The organism is Methylovulum sp., assembly GCF_028687615.1.
GTDB lineage: Bacteria > Pseudomonadota > Gammaproteobacteria > Methylococcales > Methylomonadaceae > Methylovulum.
Window position 1 is genome coordinate 42,741 of record NZ_JAQTZU010000008.1, and the last position, 15,596, is coordinate 58,336.

Sequence of the window (15,596 nt, forward strand, 5' to 3'; positions counted from 1 at the left end):
CGCTTCCCATGCCAAATCTCATGAAAATAAACTTGGCAATTATTAGCGCCGTGATGCTATTGCTGTTCGGGTTTATAACCCCGGCAACGGCTACAACATTGACCGTGACCAATGTCAGGCTGCCATCAGGCACACCGTTTGATTTAAAAATTACGGGAGGGATTTTTGGCTCCAATGTACGTTCGGTCACCCATCCTTATGCAGGGCAAATTTTATTGGACACCCAAGAATACGGCACAGTAGCCACTTGGTGCGTGGATGATTTGCACGCTATTTATCTGGGCGGTCATTACAGCTATACCACGGGTATATTGCAAACAGACAACAGCGGTGGCACCGTAAGTGGTTCAAATCCGCTAAGCGGGCAGCAAATCCATGATGTCATGGCTTTGGTGAGCTATGGCAACAATTTGTTATATTCCACGCCAGCAGGGCCAAATCATGATTTGATTTCAGGCCAGATCCAGGCGGCTATTTGGGGGGTTATTTACGCCGCCACGGTTACCGCCATCAGCGGAACGGATCCTGTGGGTGCATTGGCTTTTAGCCAAGGAGTTGTAGGCTTAAGGGCATTGGCACCAAGCTTGTCGCCCGGCAACGCTTTCGCTTTATTCAACTTAGACGCCAACGGACTGATACTTAGCCAAGTATTGATGGGGTCTTTCGTTCCAGAACCAACGACCTTGGCATTGTTGGGGATTGGTTTGGCAGGTGCATTTTTGCGTAGACGCCGTATCGCTTAAGCAAGCGGCTCAAAAAACCAACATAGTTAAAAAAGGCCGCTATTGCGGCTTTTTTTTGCATCCAGCCTTACAAAAACAAGCTCTTACGGCAAATATAGCAAGACATACACCGCCCCGGCCCCTCCATCTTTGGGGGCGGCAGAACAAAATGCCTGCACATCTTTATGTTGCCTTAGCCATAAATTGATATTGTTTTTTAATATCGGATACTGACCTTGAGAGCGATAGCCCTTGCCGTGGACAATATGGACACAGTGGCAACGCGCTTTGACGCACTCACGCAGGAAACCTAGCAGCTCGCTTTTCGCTTCAATACTGCTCAATCCGTGAAGGTCAATTTCCGCTTCCGGCGCAAAATATCCTTGACGCAACTTCAGTAAGTTGTTTTTAGGTATGCTCTGGTGGGCATAACTAATTTCATCTTCGTTTCCAACCACCGGAACGGCTACTTCGAATGAATGGTCCAGATGATCTTCAATATCCACGAGTTTAGGCCTTGGGAAGGGCTTGGGTTTGCTTTGCCCAGAATCATGCACATTGTCATTTTTTACTGAGCGTACCTTCCCAATTGCCCGCCGGAATAAATCCCGATCTTCTTCACTAAGGAATTTTTTTGTCACGAAAGCTGATTTTGTTGGCTATAGTTGCTAGTATGTTCGATTTTATAGCTTATTCTGCATCAGGGCGATAGGTAATGCATATTTTGTTAAGTAATGATGACGGCTATTTGGCTGAAGGCCTTTCTGCACTAGCCAATGCACTACGGGAACACGCAGATATTTCCGTAGTCGCCCCCGACCGTAACCGGAGCGCGGCCAGCAATTCTTTAACCTTGGAAATGCCTTTGCGGGCATATCATGCCCATAATGGCTTCATTAAAGTAGACGGGACACCTACCGATTGTGTGCATCTAGCCATCACTGGCCTGCTCGAACAAGAACCGGATATGGTGTTTGCCGGCATTAATCATGGTTCCAATTTAGGTGATGACGTGCTGTATTCCGGCACGGTTGCCGCCGCCACTGAAGGGCGTTTTTTAGGGCTTCCGGCCGTTGCCATCTCCCTGGTCGGCAGCAATCCTGTACATTTCGATACGGCGGCCCAGGTTGCTGTGACATTGTTAAAAAATTTGCTTCAAAAACCACTGCCCCAAGACACCATTCTCAATGTGAATGTACCAGACCTACCCTTGGGGGCTATAAAAGGCTATCAAGCCACCCGCCTAGGGCAACGGCACAAAGCTGAACCCGTGGTAAAAAGCCAGGATCCACGAGGCCGGACCCTTTACTGGGTTGGTCCCCCTGGTGCAGAACAAGATGCCGGAGCGGGTACCGATTTTTTCGCTGTTGCCGAAGGCTTTATCTCGGTCACCCCCTTACAGCTCGATTTAACTTGGTATGAACGCATAAACCAACTAAAAGCCTGGTTGCCCAAGGAGCATCGCCCATGACCTTAGATTTGCAAGGCATAGGGATGACGTCGCCGCGCACCCGCAAACGCATGGTGCAACGTTTAGAAGAACAAGGCATTACCGACAACAGCGTTCTTGAAGTTATGCGCAACACCCCCCGGCATATTTTTGTCGATGAAGCACTCGCTAGCCGTGCTTATGAAGACACCGCACTACCGATAGGCTTTAACCAAACCATTTCACAACCTTATATCGTTGCCAGAATGACTGAATTGCTTTTGCTATCGGGGCGATTATCCAAAATTTTGGAAATTGGCACGGGTTGCGGTTACCAAACGGCAATTCTGGCGCAATTGGTTGATCATGTTTATTCGGTGGAAAGGATTCTCGCGCTACAAAAAAAAGCCAAGGACATCCTTTGGAATTTGAAACTCAAAAATATCAGCTATCTTTACGGGGACGGTAATTTGGGTTGGGCGGATTATGCGCCCTTCGATGGCATTCTGGTTGCCGCCGCAGCAGATGAAGTTCCAGAATCATTATTACAACAACTGGCAATTGGCGGCGTACTGGTCATGCCCGTTGGTGAAGCGGGCGGCCTACAAATTTTGCAACGGGTCACGCGGACTAGCATCAATTACAAAACGGAATATCTGGAGGCTGTTTCTTTTGTTCCTTTTTTACCAGGCAAAGAATAAGGCCGTCATTTTTCATTCAGCTCCATCGACAACCGGGTTTTATCTAGGGCGTTTTCCCAACGGGCGGCAACCACGGTAGCTACCCCATTACCGATCAGATTGGTCAAGGCGCGGGCTTCGGACATAAAACGGTCTATCCCAAGAATCAATGCCAAGCCTTCAACGGGTATCGTCGGCACGGCGGACAAGGTTGCTGTCAAGGTAATAAAACCACTGCCCGTAATACCGGCAGCCCCTTTTGATGTCAGCAACAACACCCCCAGCAAGGTTAATTCTTGGCTTAATGTCAGTGGCGTGTTGGTGGCTTGCGCGACAAAAACTGCCGCCATCGTCAAATAAATCGAGGTGCCGTCAAGATTGAAAGAATATCCGGTAGGAATGACTAAACCCACCACCGATTTCGCACAGCCCAGCCGTTCCAGTTTAACCATGATACGTGGCAGTACCGATTCTGATGAAGATGTACCCAGCACAATGAGCAATTCATCTTTGATATAAACGATGAATTTGATCAGATTAAAGCCATTCCATTTGGCAATCAGTCCTAAAACCCCAAAAATAAACAACCCGCAAGTCAAATAAAAACTGCCCATCAATTTCGCCAATGGAACCAACGAATCCACTCCGTATTGGCCTATCGTAAAAGCCATCGCTCCAAACGCGCCGATTGGAGCCAATTTCATAACCGTCTCGACGATACCAAACAAAACCTCTGAAATTTTGCTGATAAGGGCTTGCACTTCAGTTCCCTTATCACCCAGGACGGCGAGTGAACAACCAAACAACACAGCAAACAGCAGCACTTGGAGTATGTCGCCTTTGGCAAAGGCATCAACAGCACTAACCGGAATGATATTTAGAAGAAAATTGACCGTCCCCTGAGTTTTAGCAACTTCGGTATAACTTTTAATGCCTTGGGTATCCAGGGTACTGACATCAATATTCATGTCGGCACCCGGTTCGATGATATGCACCACCAGCAAGCCGATTAGCAATGCCAGGGTACTGGCCACTTCAAAATACAACAGCACTTTAACGCCGACACGCCCAACCCGCTCCATGTTCTGCATACCGGCAATACCCGTCACCACGGTGCAAAAAATGATAGGTGCGATCAGCATTTTGATCAGCTTGATAAAGCCATCACCCAGCGGCTTCATGGCTGTCGCAGTCCCAGGATAAAAATATCCAAGCACAATCCCTAGGGCAATGGCGGCGAGAACTTGGACATATAAGTAGCGATGGAGGTTTTTCATGATAACCAATCAATAAATCGGCTATGGCTAAAATTTTTATTGCCCAACCCTGTTACGCCATTTAATTGATTAGGGTATTTCTGGCAACAACCCTGTTTTGCATCACAACATAAATTATCTTGATTCATCAATAATCCGGCCAGCTTCTTCCTGCAAAGCCGCTATTTCTTCCGGTTTAAGGCGTCCTTCCACCTGATCACGGGCAATCGCGGCTTCCATCAAACCTTGCCCTGCAGCTAGGGTAAACCACAGATAAGCACGTTTATCATCATTTTCCACGCCTGACTTGAAACGGTAAATATTCCCCAAATCATATTGAGCTTTCATGTGGCCGATACGCGCCGCTTTTTCGATCCAATAAATGGCCTCTTTATAATTTTGTAATACGCCAACACCTTTAAATAATGAGTTACCGTATTGATATTCCGCCTCAACATTGCCATGCTGAGCACCTTTCTTAAACCATTGCGCCGCTTCTTTATCATTTTTAATAACTCCTCTACCTTCACTTAACAACAGGCCGACTTGCAATTCAGCTGCGCCATCGCCGCCTGCGGCGCGTTCTTTAGCTCGCTCATAGAAGGCTATGTCCCGCGCTTCCAACTCAGGGACAGCAAATTGCTGTACCGTCCAGGCTAGCAGCATAAACAACGAAAGGCCAACAATGATCGAACTCCAAGTTACGATGATCGTATTGATAAGAAAAAAACGGTGGCGGCATTTTTTACAACGATAGGCTTCATAAAAAGTTCTAATTAAGAAAGGATCATTGGAGCGGAAAGTCGTCCGGCGAAATTCATCATAACCACATTGAGGACATTTTGATGAGGATGACGCAACTTCACTTTGTTTTTGTTTAAGCTTTATCATGTTATGTTTTCTATACTCAATGCACATCAAAAAACGCTAAATCAATATCCCTTCCTTTAGAAACCTTAATGTCCATTGATAAAATGATATGGGAATACAGTAAAAAGACATTACAGATTGGCAGGCATGACGACCTATCAATCAAAAATAACCTGAAATAGCTTGCGCGGAGATTTTCAAAATTTATTAACTGGATGATAATATCGCCTTAATTGTTTTTATGCAATTATGGTATTGGTATGCCCCAACTTTGCGCGCCAAGCAAAAAAAGCATCACTAAAATAGCAATAGCTTGATTTTATGTATGTTCAGACAAAAAAAAGGGGGCTAAACAGCCCCCCTCGAATGAGCGCACCTCAAACTTGTCTAGCAGGCTTATTTTTGTTGATGTTCACTTTTGTGATGGGTTTAGCCTCAACTTTTTCCTGTTTGCTGAAATTAGGTTTATTAAAAACATCACTATCATCTTTAGGTGGTTCAGGGTCTTTTCCTGCCATCATCGCTTCGATTTGGTCTTTATCAATGGTTTCCCATTTCATCAATGCGTCTGCCATCTTATGCAAGATACTGATATTTTCTTGCAACAAGGTTTCGGCGCGTTGGTAGTTACGGTCTATTACCGCCCGGATTTCTTCATCAATCTGCTGGGCGACATTATTTGACACGGCACTACCTTGTGATTGGTAGCCCATAAACGGTTGGCCTTGTTCTTCGCCATACACCAATGGCCCGAGCTTTTCAGAAAAACCCCAGCGTTTGACCATGTTACGGGCCAATTCGGTAGCCCGCTCGATGTCATTGGACGCGCCAGTCGTGACACGGTCGCCACCGTAAATCATCAGCTCGGCAATACGGCCGCCGAACAAGCTGGCGATTTGGCTTTCCAATTTACGTTTGCTGGCACTGTACTGGTCTTGTTCGGGCAAGAACATGGTGATGCCCAAGGCCCTTCCGCGCGGCATGATGCTGACTTTGTAAACTGGGTCATGGTCGGGCGACAATTGTCCGACGATGCAATGTCCTGCTTCATGGTAAGCAGTCAACAATTTGTCATCTTCACTCATCACCATCGTGCGTCTTTCGGAACCCATCAGGATCTTGTCCTTCGCTTTTTCAAGATCTTGCATCGTCACTTCTTTTTTGTTGCTACGCGCCGCAAATAACGCCGCCTCGTTTACCACATTGGCAAGCTCCGCCCCTGAAAATCCGGGTGTGCCTCTGGCGATATATTTCAATTCGACATCAGCGGCAACAGGGACTTTTTTGATATGGACATTAAGGATTTGCTCACGTCCGCGAACATCTGGCAAACCGACATTTACCTGACGGTCAAACCGGCCTGGTCTTAATAATGCCTTGTCGAGAATGTCCGCACGGTTGGTGGCGGCAATGACAATGACGCCTTCGTTACCGTTGAAACCATCCATTTCCACCAATAATTGGTTCAAGGTTTGCTCGCGTTCATCATTGCCACCTCCGATGCCGGCACCGCCACGTTGGCGGCCCACCGCATCAATTTCGTCGATGAAAATAATGCAAGGGGCGTGCTCCTTAGCCTGGGCAAACATGTCCCGAACCCGCGACGCACCGACACCGACAAACATTTCGACGAAATCTGAACCTGAGATCGTGAAAAATTTAACCCCCGCTTCACCGGCAATGGCCCTGGCAATTAAGGTTTTACCAGTTCCTGGAGGGCCTACCATTAAGATACCGCGTGGGATTTTGCCGCCCAGCTTTTGGAATTTTTGCGGGTCAGAAAGAAAATCGACCAGTTCCGAGACTTCTTCTTTGGCCTCTTCACAGCCCGCGACATCATCGAAAGTCACGGTCATTTTGTCTTCTTCGAGCATTTTAGCTTTGCTTTTGCCAAAGCTATTGCCACCACCCATACCGCCTTGCATTTTGCGCATGTAGATTATCCATACGCCAATCAACAGCAACATAGGGAACCACGAAATAAATATCTGCATTAGCAACGATTGTTGTACTGGCGGTGTAGTCCTGATCTGGATTTTGGCATCCAGAAGATCATCGATCAAATGTGGGTCACCAGGATTGAAGGTTTCATAATTTTGCCCATCGGTCGTGCGAATTTTTATCAATTGCCCATTGACTTCGACACGATCAACGAGGCCTTTCTTAACTTTGGTAATAAAATCGGAGTAGGCTAAAGAGTCTTGTACTGGCGGCGCGGTGTTGACCCGATTGTAAATCAAGAAAGCACCCGTAAACACAACCCCCCAAAGCAGCGCGTTTAGTATATATTTTTTCATTTGATAATCTCCTGACCTTTAGCAAGGTCATCTGTTAGACGTTTGTTTATTACGATACTTATCGCCATTCAAAACCCGACGCCTCCACGCCGCCCTAATAGATTGATATTAATTGTCCTTTGCCAACCCCATTCATTTGGCTTCGTTACAATTAAACCACCTTTACCCCAAAAAGTCTTTTATTAACAATGGCTTTTAATTTTGTTTACAAACCCCTTTAAATCCATTTAAGTAATTGTTTTAAAATATAAAACTGTTTTTTTACCTAAATAAACGCTTTTAAACCCACGCCATAAGCTAAGTTTTTATAAAAAACACATTAATTGCTGGCCAAAATTAAGTTTTATTTTATTTAAAGCCATCACCTGGATTTGCCTGACCCGCTCCCTGGTCAGATTCAGTTCGGAACCAATTTCTTGCAAAGTCATTTCCTTGTCGGTATCCACGCCAAAATGGCTACAAATCACTTTCGCCTCGCGAGAATTCAGCGAATCTATCGCTTCACCAAGCAACCGCTCAAGATCGGCGTCGGCAATCGAACTAAAGGCATGGGTAAAAATCCGTTGCTCAAGGAAATCAATTGGCGCAAAGGCATCTTCTTCATTTTCCGGTCCTTCCAAAGACATCACGGTTTGAGAAATGGACATGATCATATTGATGTCGTCGCTAGATAGCTTGGTGTATTCAGCCAGCTCCTTGACGGATGGCTCCAGTCCGGTACGTGCCATCAATTCATTTTTTGCGCGATAAACTTTATTGATGTTCGCCACTTGGCCACAAGGGACCCTTACCAATCGTTCGCATCTGGACAATGACCGTGATATGGCCTGCCGAATCCAATAGCCCGCATAGGTTGAGAATTGAAACCCCAGGCGATAGTCAAAGCGGTCAACGGCTTTCAACAAGCCTGTTTGTCCTTCTTGGACCAAATCTTCAAAATCCAGAAAACCGGCTTTGTATTGATTGGCGATAAACAACACTAATTTGTAATTCGCCTCCGCCAATTGCTGTCTGGCAGCCAGCCAACGGTGTTCAGCGATGATTATTTCAGCAAAATAGTTATGCATCTCGACACGGGACAAAAACAAGAATTGTTCATCATAAACATCCCTGTCTTTAAACAAATCCATCATTTTGGCTACACTGGCGCGGTTACGGTGTTTATTGCCTTCCAGACGCTTAATAATCAAATCAGCGGTTTTGCTATTCGATTCTTGTGCCGGCTGATAGCAAAGCCCCCGAATTTTATAAGCGTAAACAATCACTTCAGTAATTTTTTTCAGCTCTTCAAAAGAAAAGGGAAAGGCTTGTAATGCGGACACTAAATTTTGTTTGTGTTGCAAATAAACAGGGTCATTTGGACCTACAGCCAACAGGGCTTTATTGGCTTCCACATAGCCCTTCTTTATATCGCTTAGCGCGGATGCCAGATCTGATACTAAGGATATTTCTTCATCTTGTTCTGATATATCCGCCATTTTTTCATGGGTATTTAGCACTAATAGCGCAGTCACTGGAAACTGCGACAAGCCATTTATCAATTTGAATTTTTCGGCATTTAATTTACGGGCAATTTCAAAATTGCCGTGTTCATTAATCACTTGTGCCGGGCTAACGCTGCTGGCAGGCTGTCCGGTTGCCATGTCGATATTGCCACTGTTGGCCACAACACCTTGTTCTTGTCTTGACAAATTTTCAGTTAAATAAGCCATGTCACCCATTCCTCGCCAACGAATCGTCTTAAATAAAAAATCAACACCCAAAGTATCGGGGATGAAATCAATTAATAGTTCATACGCATTTTTTATGTTTACAGTCTTCAAAACTGACTAATTTTCTCTTTATTGTCCATCTATAAGAATCAGTCTGTTTATTCATTGCCTTATGGCACTGTAACAATAACCTTTGTTTTCGTCAATATATAGCTTTACAAAACATGAACAAAAATAAACTTGTTAAGATAATAGTTGTATATTGTCTAGTTATTTAGATTATTATCTTGATCAATCGGCTATATCCAACAATAGCAACTACAAATAAATAGGTTAAATAACCATAATAAACCTATTGTTATTTATGCTATTTTAATTATTTATCTGTACTTTCAATAGCATGAGTCCATTAATTTAACAGATTTATCGGTTGTCTTAGCTAATTATAAAAAGAGCCGCCAACTAAGGCATAAAGATTTTGTCTAACTTGCAAATTGCCAGAGACTGCCTTTAAGTTGGAATATATACTCGTTACCTAAACCGTTGCTGAATGGAAGTAAAAATTCTTTTCCCCTTTTCAACGGCTTCAGTAAATCCAAGTATTGCAGTTGGTATTTACTTTAAAATCCTGGTCCAGCCAGCATGACGGCGTCATTTAGCTGCAACTTGATAACATTAGTTATCGGGATTTATGCACTGACTACGCTCTGGTCAGGTAAAATATGGCAACCCAACACACATTCCACAGATCGTTTTGGACTGTGGATGCACTATTGTGAATTTTTAGATTAGTTATTGACGTGAAACCACTATTAGAAGACCTTGTACAAACGCCCATTCCAACCCGGCATGGCGAATTTATCCTGCATTACTACAGCAATTCGCTTGACCGTAAAGAACACATCGCCTTGGTTAAAGGGGAGGTCGCCCATCAGGACAATGTGCCGGTGCGTATCCATTCCGAATGTTTTACCGGCGATGTCCTAGGTTCCAGACGTTGCGACTGTGGTGAGCAGTTAGACATGGCGATGCACCTAATTGACCAAGCCGACTGTGGCGTATTGATTTATCTACGCCAGGAAGGACGCGGGATTGGCTTGTTGAAAAAACTCCAGGCTTATAATTTGCAAGATCAAGGCATGGACACGGTTGATGCCAACCTCCATTTAGGCTATCAAGCTGACGAAAGGGAATACGGCATAGCCGCATTGATTCTGGAAAGCCTCCAAATCCAATCGATTAAATTGATCACCAATAACCCTGAAAAAATAGAAGGCTTAAAAAAACTGGGGGTCAATATCGCTGGCCGCATACCCATTGAGGTGATTGCGAATACCGATAACTTGGGTTATTTGCAAACCAAGGCAAAAAAAATGGCGCATTGGTTGTTTCAAACCCAAAATGAACAGGATTAAACGGCCAAGCTTATCCTTCATTGCCATCCTTCATTGTCATTAAACACAGACGCATGAAAACAGGTTTTTCATGCGTCTGCACCTAACCTCCGCACAATCTTCCAGAAGCAGACTTTTGTTTGTAAATAAACCCCTTTTAGGACAATTGCTTAGTGTGTGTTTTAAAAGTCTCGATTTAGTAAAAATTGGTCACAATCAACTGGGTTGCCCGAACGTAACATTGGAAAATTGGATGAAACCACCTTGTTTCAAGATGAGTTTGATCTAAAAAACCTCAGTTTTCACCACCGCCGTACTTTTAAAACACACACTTAACTCCTTGGCACGAAAGGCTATTTTGCGCATTTCAAAAAACACGTTTTGGCAAGTGCTTTCCAGGCAAAAATATTTCTGCCAATTTAACTTCAAACTACTATATATTGTGCTAATATATCTAAAAATATCTACATATAGTTTTAGAGCCATTTTTTAGCCTATTCTTAAGGTACTGATTTATGGCTTGTTTTTCCGCCTTATTCCATTAATCCTTGAGGAAGCCCATCAATGCCAGCACAACTCCATGCCATCACCAACACCGTGACCGAAATCCCGTTTCAAGATGCGTCCATGGATATTTGGGACACCAAATACTGTTTAAAAACGAAGGAAGGCATTGCCATAGATACGTCGATTGACGGCACTTATAAACGGGTCGCCAAAGCCCTGTCCGAAGTCGAACAAGACAAAGCCAAACAAGACCAACAATACAAAGATTTTCTTTGGGCTTTACGTCAAGGCGCCATCCCGGCAGGGCGCATTGTTTCGAATGCTGGCGCACTGGAGCATAAACCCGCCACGTCCACCATCAACTGCACCGTATCCGGCATCATTGCCGATTCCATGGACGACATCCTCCATAAAGTCCACGAAGCGGGCCTGACCTTGAAAGCGGGTTGCGGCATCGGTTATGAATTTTCAACACTGCGTCCTAAAGGCGCGTATGTATCTGGCGCGGGGGCTTACACTTCCGGCCCGCTGTCGTTCATGGACATTTATGACAAGATGTGTTTCACCGTGTCATCCGCAGGCGGGCGGCGCGGTGCGCAAATGGCGACGTTTGACGTCGGGCATCCTGATGTCATCGAATTCATCCGCGCCAAACGTGAAGACGGACGCTTGCGCCAATTCAATTTGTCGCTGCTGATCACCGCCGAATTTATGCAGGCGGTCAAAAACGACCAGCCTTGGGCCTTATCTTTTCCGGTCACAGAAAAAGAAGCGCAAGCTGATAATCTCGACCTCAACAATAAAGAACAGATTATCTGGCGTGATTTTCCCAACAAATGCAAATACATCACCAACGATGACGGCCTGGTCGCCTGCCGTATCACTAAAACCCTGCCTGCCCGTCGTTTGTGGGACATGATCATGAGTTCCACCTACGACTACGCCGAACCGGGCTTCATCCTGATCGACAAAGTCAACGAGATGAACAACAACTGGTTTTGCGAGAAAATCCGTGCGACCAATCCGTGTGTGACGGGCGACACTTGGGTGCAAACCGGACAAGGGCCTCGGCAAGTCAACGCCTTGCTAGGCCAGGCCATTAACGTGCTAGTCGATGGCGAACTGTACCAATCTGGATCTGAAGGTTTTTTTAAAACCGCAACTAAACCGGTCGTTAAGCTACGCACCAAAGAAGGTTACAGTTTACGGCTAACCGAAGATCATCGGGTGCGGAAAATTACGCGCTTGGATCGCCATAATACAGAAACCGAATGGTGCGCCGCAGGGCAGCTTCGTACTGGCGATCAAGTTTTATTGAACAATCACCGCCAACTTGCGCACTGGGCTGGCAAATACAGCCAAAATCAAGGCTATTTGATGGGGTTATTGTTAGGCGATGGCGCGTTGAAAGACGATAAGGCGGTGCTGTCGGTTTGGAAAAACGCCCAAGTTGCCAATGGGAACACCTACGGCATGGGCGTGGAAGCCGTTATGGCAAAAGTGCTGGCCGCCGCCGGAGAATTCACTACCCGTAGCGATTTTAAAGGTTGGTACGAAATTTCAGGCAGAAACGAATACCGATTAAGTTTCGCGGGCTTGAAAAACCTAGCCGAAGAGCTTGACCTGTCGCCAGGAAACAAACGTATCAGTGCAAAAATGGAATCAGCCTCCAGTGCTTTTTACCAAGGTTTTTTACAAGGATTTTTTGATGCGGATGGTTCGGTGCAAGGCTGTCAAAATAAAGGTGTCAGCATTCGTCTGGCGCAATCTGATTTACCGCGCCTGGAAGCCGTGCAACGGATGTTGCTGCGTTTGGGCATCAATTCCACTATCTACCGAAACCGCCGACCTGCTGGCATTAGCAAACTGCCCGATGGCAAAGGCGGGGTTGCCGATTACCAAATCTTGCCGCAACACGAATTGGTCATTAGTGGCGACAATCTTGCCATCTACCAAGAAACCATCAATTTCAGTGATGGCGATAAAGCCGCCCAATTGGCTGCCGCATTAAAGAACTACCGCCGCTCGTTGAACCGTGAACGGTTTGTCGCAACTGTTGAATCTATCAATCCTGATGGTTGCGAAGATGTGTTTGATATACAAATTCCCGGCATCAACACTTTTGATGCCAATGGCTTACATGCCCATAACTGCGGCGAGCAACCGCTGCCACCTTACGGTTCATGTTTGCTAGGCTCGATCAACCTCACCCGTTTCGTGCAAAAACCATTCACTAACAAAGCCTATTTTGACTGGGACGCCTACCGCAAAACCATCAAGATTTTCACGCGTATGCTCGACAATGTCGTCGAACTCAATGGTTTGCCACTAGAAAAACAGCGTGGAGAAATCACCAGCAAACGCCGCCACGGTATGGGTTATCTCGGTTTAGGCTCAACCGTCACGATGCTGGGCATGAGATACGGTGATGAGGGTTCTTTAGAATTTACCGAAGAAGTGACCAAAGTGCTGGCAATCGAAGGTTGGAAAGCCGCACTGTCTTTGGCAAAAGAAAAAGGCGCGGCACCGATTATGGAACAAGTGTTCACCGTCACCGGCGAAATGCTCCACCAACGCCCTGAAATGATTGCCGATGGCTATAAAGTGGGCGACCCAGTGGCGGGCAAAATTCTCCACGCCAAATACAGCCGCTACATGCAGAAAATCGCCCAAGTCGAGCCGGAACTGGTGCAACAACTCGCCGAAATCGGGGCACGCTTTACGCACCACAGTTCCATCGCGCCAACGGGCACCATTTCCTTATCGCTTGCCAACAACGCCAGCAACGGCATCGAACCTAGCTTCGCGCACCATTACTCGCGCAACATCATCCGCGCCGGTAAAAAGTCCAAGGAAAAAGTCGATGTTTTTTCATTTGAATTGCTGGCCTACCGCCATACCGTCAACTCCAAGGCCATGCCCTACAGCGATGACCCCAAACAACAATTGCCCGATTATTTCATCGCCGCCGATGATGTCACCCCCAAACAACATGTGGACATCCAAGCCGCCGCGCAACGTTGGATAGACTCCTCCATCAGCAAAACCGCCAACGTGCCGACCGATTACCCGTATGAAGATTTCAAGTCGATTTATCAATACGCCTACGAACAAGGCTTAAAAGGCTGCACCACCTTCCGTTTCAACCCCGAAGTGTTCCAAGGTGTGCTGGTGAAAGAATCCGATTTGGAAAACACCACTTACCAATTCACTCTGGAAGACGGCTCGGTAGTGGAATTGAAAGGCAATGAAGAGGTGGAATACGACGGCGAAATTCATTCCGCCGCGAATTTGTTTGATGCGTTGAAAGAGGGGTATTACGGGAAGTTTTGATGTGATTGGCTTCTTGCGCCCAAATATGGGAGTAAGAAGCCAGATAATCAAGAGATATAAACCACTATCAATATTGATATGATAATGGCAAATTAAAGGATTAATATGCCCGGCCCAAACTACAAAAAGCCTTTTGTACAATTTGTAAAAAAACAAACCAAACCTTTTCTAGCCATTATTGAAGATGAAGTGTTGTTGATATGTAATACCCCCTGATATTGGCGAACAGAAAAAAGGCGACTTGGGCAACATACGGGTACATAAATTCAAATATCAACGCCAAGAATACTTAGCCGCTTATCGTTATAGTCCTGAAAATAGTTTTGAACCCGTAGAAATCATGCTAAGGAATGTGCATGAAATAATTTCCGCACCGGCTCGTCAGACCTGTCAGGTTTTCAAAACCTGACAGGTCTTGATCCGCGAATTTATTCCATGCACATTCCTATCGACTTTTATAAAATCGGCACACATGAAAATTTTTATGGTGAGCTAAAAAAATACCTCGCCGCAGAAATGAAAGCCCAATGAACACGATGACCGCCGAACAACTGTACACAAATCTACAACAATTGCCCGCAACCGAAAGGCAACGATTTTTTGTCATGCTTTCAGATGCGTTTAATGACAAAGAAAACTTTAGCCATCAAGACGTGTTTGGACAATTGGACAATTGGACAAGGCCCAATTCACGGCAACAGAAGCGGCGGATTATCTTGAAATTTCCATTGCCACATTCAGACGGTATTTAAAAGCTCAAAAAATTACCGCAAGTACGGAAGTCGGGTCAACGCATTTGTATGCTTTGGATACTTTACGGGAATTTAAAAAAGCTTTGAAATTAACGAAAACGAACAATTGACTGTCGGCTGTTTATGGCTGGTTCCTTACGTCACCCCAAGCTTGTATTCAGAAGATGTGGATATTGCCGATCGTAGCATCTATAGATTAGCATTGAAAATTACGCAGGAAATGTTACATTCAAACAAGTTTGCCAGCTAATTACTGGGGGCTTTATCACTATAAAAATGGGGAAATACATGTCTGGCTATAAAAAATACCAATGCGGGGTCTGCGGTCATATTTATGATGAAGCGGAGGGCGACCCTGATTCTGATATTCCTCCAGGAACACGCTGGGAAGATGTCCCCGATGATTGGCGTTGCCCTGAATGCCGTGTTTCTAAAGAAGAATTTGTTTTGATGGCTTAAGATTGCCTGATAAGTTGCCTGATAGAAAATTTAGCGGGACGAGAGTGGCCTGATGAAACGTAAGCCGTTCGTGCTGAACCCTTAGATACTTCAGGAGAGCCTTGTCGAAGCATGAACGGCTTACGTCAACAGCATTGGAGGGCGGGCTGGTACAAACAAGAAAATAATAACTTATGGGATTGTAA

Annotated in this window: 14 protein-coding genes; 9 read left to right on the forward strand and 5 right to left on the reverse strand. The window is 45.4% G+C overall.

Annotated elements, in window-relative coordinates; genetic code table 11:
• Window positions 1-8 precede the first annotated feature (8 nt).
• Window positions 9-743 (forward strand): PEP-CTERM sorting domain-containing protein, encoded by a 735-nt coding sequence (locus tag PHH59_RS06435; RefSeq protein ID WP_300012968.1) that lies wholly within the window; start codon window positions 9-11, stop codon window positions 741-743.
• An 83-nt stretch (window positions 744-826) separates the two neighbouring features.
• Here the strand turns inward: PHH59_RS06435 and PHH59_RS06440 are convergent, their stop codons facing one another.
• Window positions 827-1,363 (reverse strand): Smr/MutS family protein, encoded by a 537-nt coding sequence (locus PHH59_RS06440; RefSeq protein ID WP_300012971.1) that lies wholly within the window; start codon window positions 1,361-1,363, stop codon window positions 827-829.
• A gap of 74 nt (window positions 1,364-1,437) precedes the next feature.
• Here PHH59_RS06440 and surE point away from each other — a divergent pair, with 74 nt between their 5' ends.
• Window positions 1,438-2,193, forward strand: coding sequence for a 5'/3'-nucleotidase SurE (gene surE, locus PHH59_RS06445; RefSeq protein ID WP_300012974.1), 756 nt, complete (start codon window positions 1,438-1,440; stop codon window positions 2,191-2,193).
• A complete protein-coding gene (locus PHH59_RS06450) occupies window positions 2,190-2,852 on the forward strand; it encodes a protein-L-isoaspartate(D-aspartate) O-methyltransferase (RefSeq protein WP_300012977.1) in 663 nt (220 codons plus the stop codon). The genes surE and PHH59_RS06450 overlap by 4 nt, the downstream gene beginning before the upstream one ends.
• Window positions 2,853-2,857: 5 nt before the next feature.
• On the opposite strand, the gene PHH59_RS06455 is transcribed toward PHH59_RS06450, so the two are convergent.
• The 4 genes from PHH59_RS06455 to PHH59_RS06470 all read right to left on the reverse strand — a co-directional run bounded on the left by PHH59_RS06455 (window position 2,858) and on the right by PHH59_RS06470 (window position 8,966).
• Window positions 2,858-4,108 (reverse strand): dicarboxylate/amino acid:cation symporter, encoded by a 1,251-nt coding sequence (locus PHH59_RS06455; RefSeq protein ID WP_366145453.1) that lies wholly within the window; start codon window positions 4,106-4,108, stop codon window positions 2,858-2,860.
• Window positions 4,109-4,222: 114 nt separating this feature from the next.
• Window positions 4,223-4,978, reverse strand: a complete 756-nt coding sequence (locus PHH59_RS06460) for a hypothetical protein (RefSeq protein ID WP_300012983.1) — start codon at window positions 4,976-4,978, stop codon at window positions 4,223-4,225.
• A 356-nt stretch (window positions 4,979-5,334) separates the two neighbouring features.
• The gene (gene ftsH, locus PHH59_RS06465; RefSeq protein WP_300012986.1) at window positions 5,335-7,254 is read right to left on the reverse strand and encodes an ATP-dependent zinc metalloprotease FtsH; all 1,920 of its coding nucleotides are present in this window, start codon (window positions 7,252-7,254) and stop codon (window positions 5,335-5,337) included.
• Between the two features lie 305 nt (window positions 7,255-7,559).
• Entirely contained in the window at window positions 7,560-8,966 is a 1,407-nt protein-coding gene (locus PHH59_RS06470) for an RNA polymerase sigma factor RpoD/SigA (RefSeq protein WP_300012989.1), read from the reverse strand.
• An 800-nt stretch (window positions 8,967-9,766) separates the two neighbouring features.
• On the opposite strand from PHH59_RS06470, the gene ribA reads away from it, so the two are divergent.
• The 6 genes from ribA to PHH59_RS06490 all read left to right on the forward strand — a co-directional run bounded on the left by ribA (window position 9,767) and on the right by PHH59_RS06490 (window position 15,411).
• Window positions 9,767-10,381: a GTP cyclohydrolase II gene (gene ribA / locus PHH59_RS06475; protein WP_300012992.1), complete on the forward strand. Its 615-nt coding sequence runs from the start codon at window positions 9,767-9,769 to the stop codon at window positions 10,379-10,381.
• Window positions 10,382-10,924: 543 nt separating this feature from the next.
• Window positions 10,925-14,200, forward strand: coding sequence for an LAGLIDADG family homing endonuclease (locus PHH59_RS06480; protein ID WP_300012995.1), 3,276 nt, complete (start codon window positions 10,925-10,927; stop codon window positions 14,198-14,200).
• 217 nt (window positions 14,201-14,417) lie between these two features.
• Window positions 14,418-14,609: a type II toxin-antitoxin system RelE/ParE family toxin gene (locus PHH59_RS16915; protein ID WP_366904697.1), complete on the forward strand. Its 192-nt coding sequence runs from the start codon at window positions 14,418-14,420 to the stop codon at window positions 14,607-14,609.
• A gap of 118 nt (window positions 14,610-14,727) precedes the next feature.
• Window positions 14,728-14,952 carry a hypothetical protein gene (locus PHH59_RS06485; protein WP_300012998.1) on the forward strand — a complete coding sequence of 75 codons (225 nt, stop codon included), beginning with the start codon at window positions 14,728-14,730 and terminating at the stop codon, window positions 14,950-14,952.
• Window positions 14,874-15,062 (forward strand): helix-turn-helix domain-containing protein, encoded by a 189-nt coding sequence (locus tag PHH59_RS16920; RefSeq protein WP_366145452.1) that lies wholly within the window; start codon window positions 14,874-14,876, stop codon window positions 15,060-15,062. Before PHH59_RS06485 ends, PHH59_RS16920 begins: the two co-directional genes overlap by 79 nt.
• A 178-nt stretch (window positions 15,063-15,240) precedes the next feature.
• On the forward strand, window positions 15,241-15,411 hold the full coding sequence (locus PHH59_RS06490) for a rubredoxin (protein WP_300013001.1): 171 nt from the start codon (window positions 15,241-15,243) through the stop codon (window positions 15,409-15,411).
• Window positions 15,412-15,596 lie beyond the last annotated feature (185 nt).

What these genes read in the sequence shown, in the direction of transcription:
- PHH59_RS06470 (WP_300012989.1), bottom strand. Translation starts at nt 8,966, where the DNA reads ATGGCTTATTTAACTGAAAATTTGTCAAGACAAGAACAAGGTGTTGTG.
- PHH59_RS06490 (WP_300013001.1), top strand. Translation starts at nt 15,241, where the DNA reads ATGTCTGGCTATAAAAAATACCAATGCGGGGTCTGCGGTCATATTTAT.
- PHH59_RS06435 (WP_300012968.1), top strand. Translation starts at nt 9, where the DNA reads ATGCCAAATCTCATGAAAATAAACTTGGCAATTATTAGCGCCGTGATG.
- PHH59_RS06480 (WP_300012995.1), top strand. Translation starts at nt 10,925, where the DNA reads ATGCCAGCACAACTCCATGCCATCACCAACACCGTGACCGAAATCCCG.
- ftsH (WP_300012986.1), bottom strand. Translation starts at nt 7,254, where the DNA reads ATGAAAAAATATATACTAAACGCGCTGCTTTGGGGGGTTGTGTTTACG.
- surE (WP_300012974.1), top strand. Translation starts at nt 1,438, where the DNA reads ATGCATATTTTGTTAAGTAATGATGACGGCTATTTGGCTGAAGGCCTT.
- PHH59_RS06460 (WP_300012983.1), bottom strand. Translation starts at nt 4,978, where the DNA reads ATGATAAAGCTTAAACAAAAACAAAGTGAAGTTGCGTCATCCTCATCA.
- PHH59_RS06485 (WP_300012998.1), top strand. Translation starts at nt 14,728, where the DNA reads ATGAACACGATGACCGCCGAACAACTGTACACAAATCTACAACAATTG.
- PHH59_RS06450 (WP_300012977.1), top strand. Translation starts at nt 2,190, where the DNA reads ATGACCTTAGATTTGCAAGGCATAGGGATGACGTCGCCGCGCACCCGC.
- PHH59_RS06455 (WP_366145453.1), bottom strand. Translation starts at nt 4,108, where the DNA reads ATGAAAAACCTCCATCGCTACTTATATGTCCAAGTTCTCGCCGCCATT.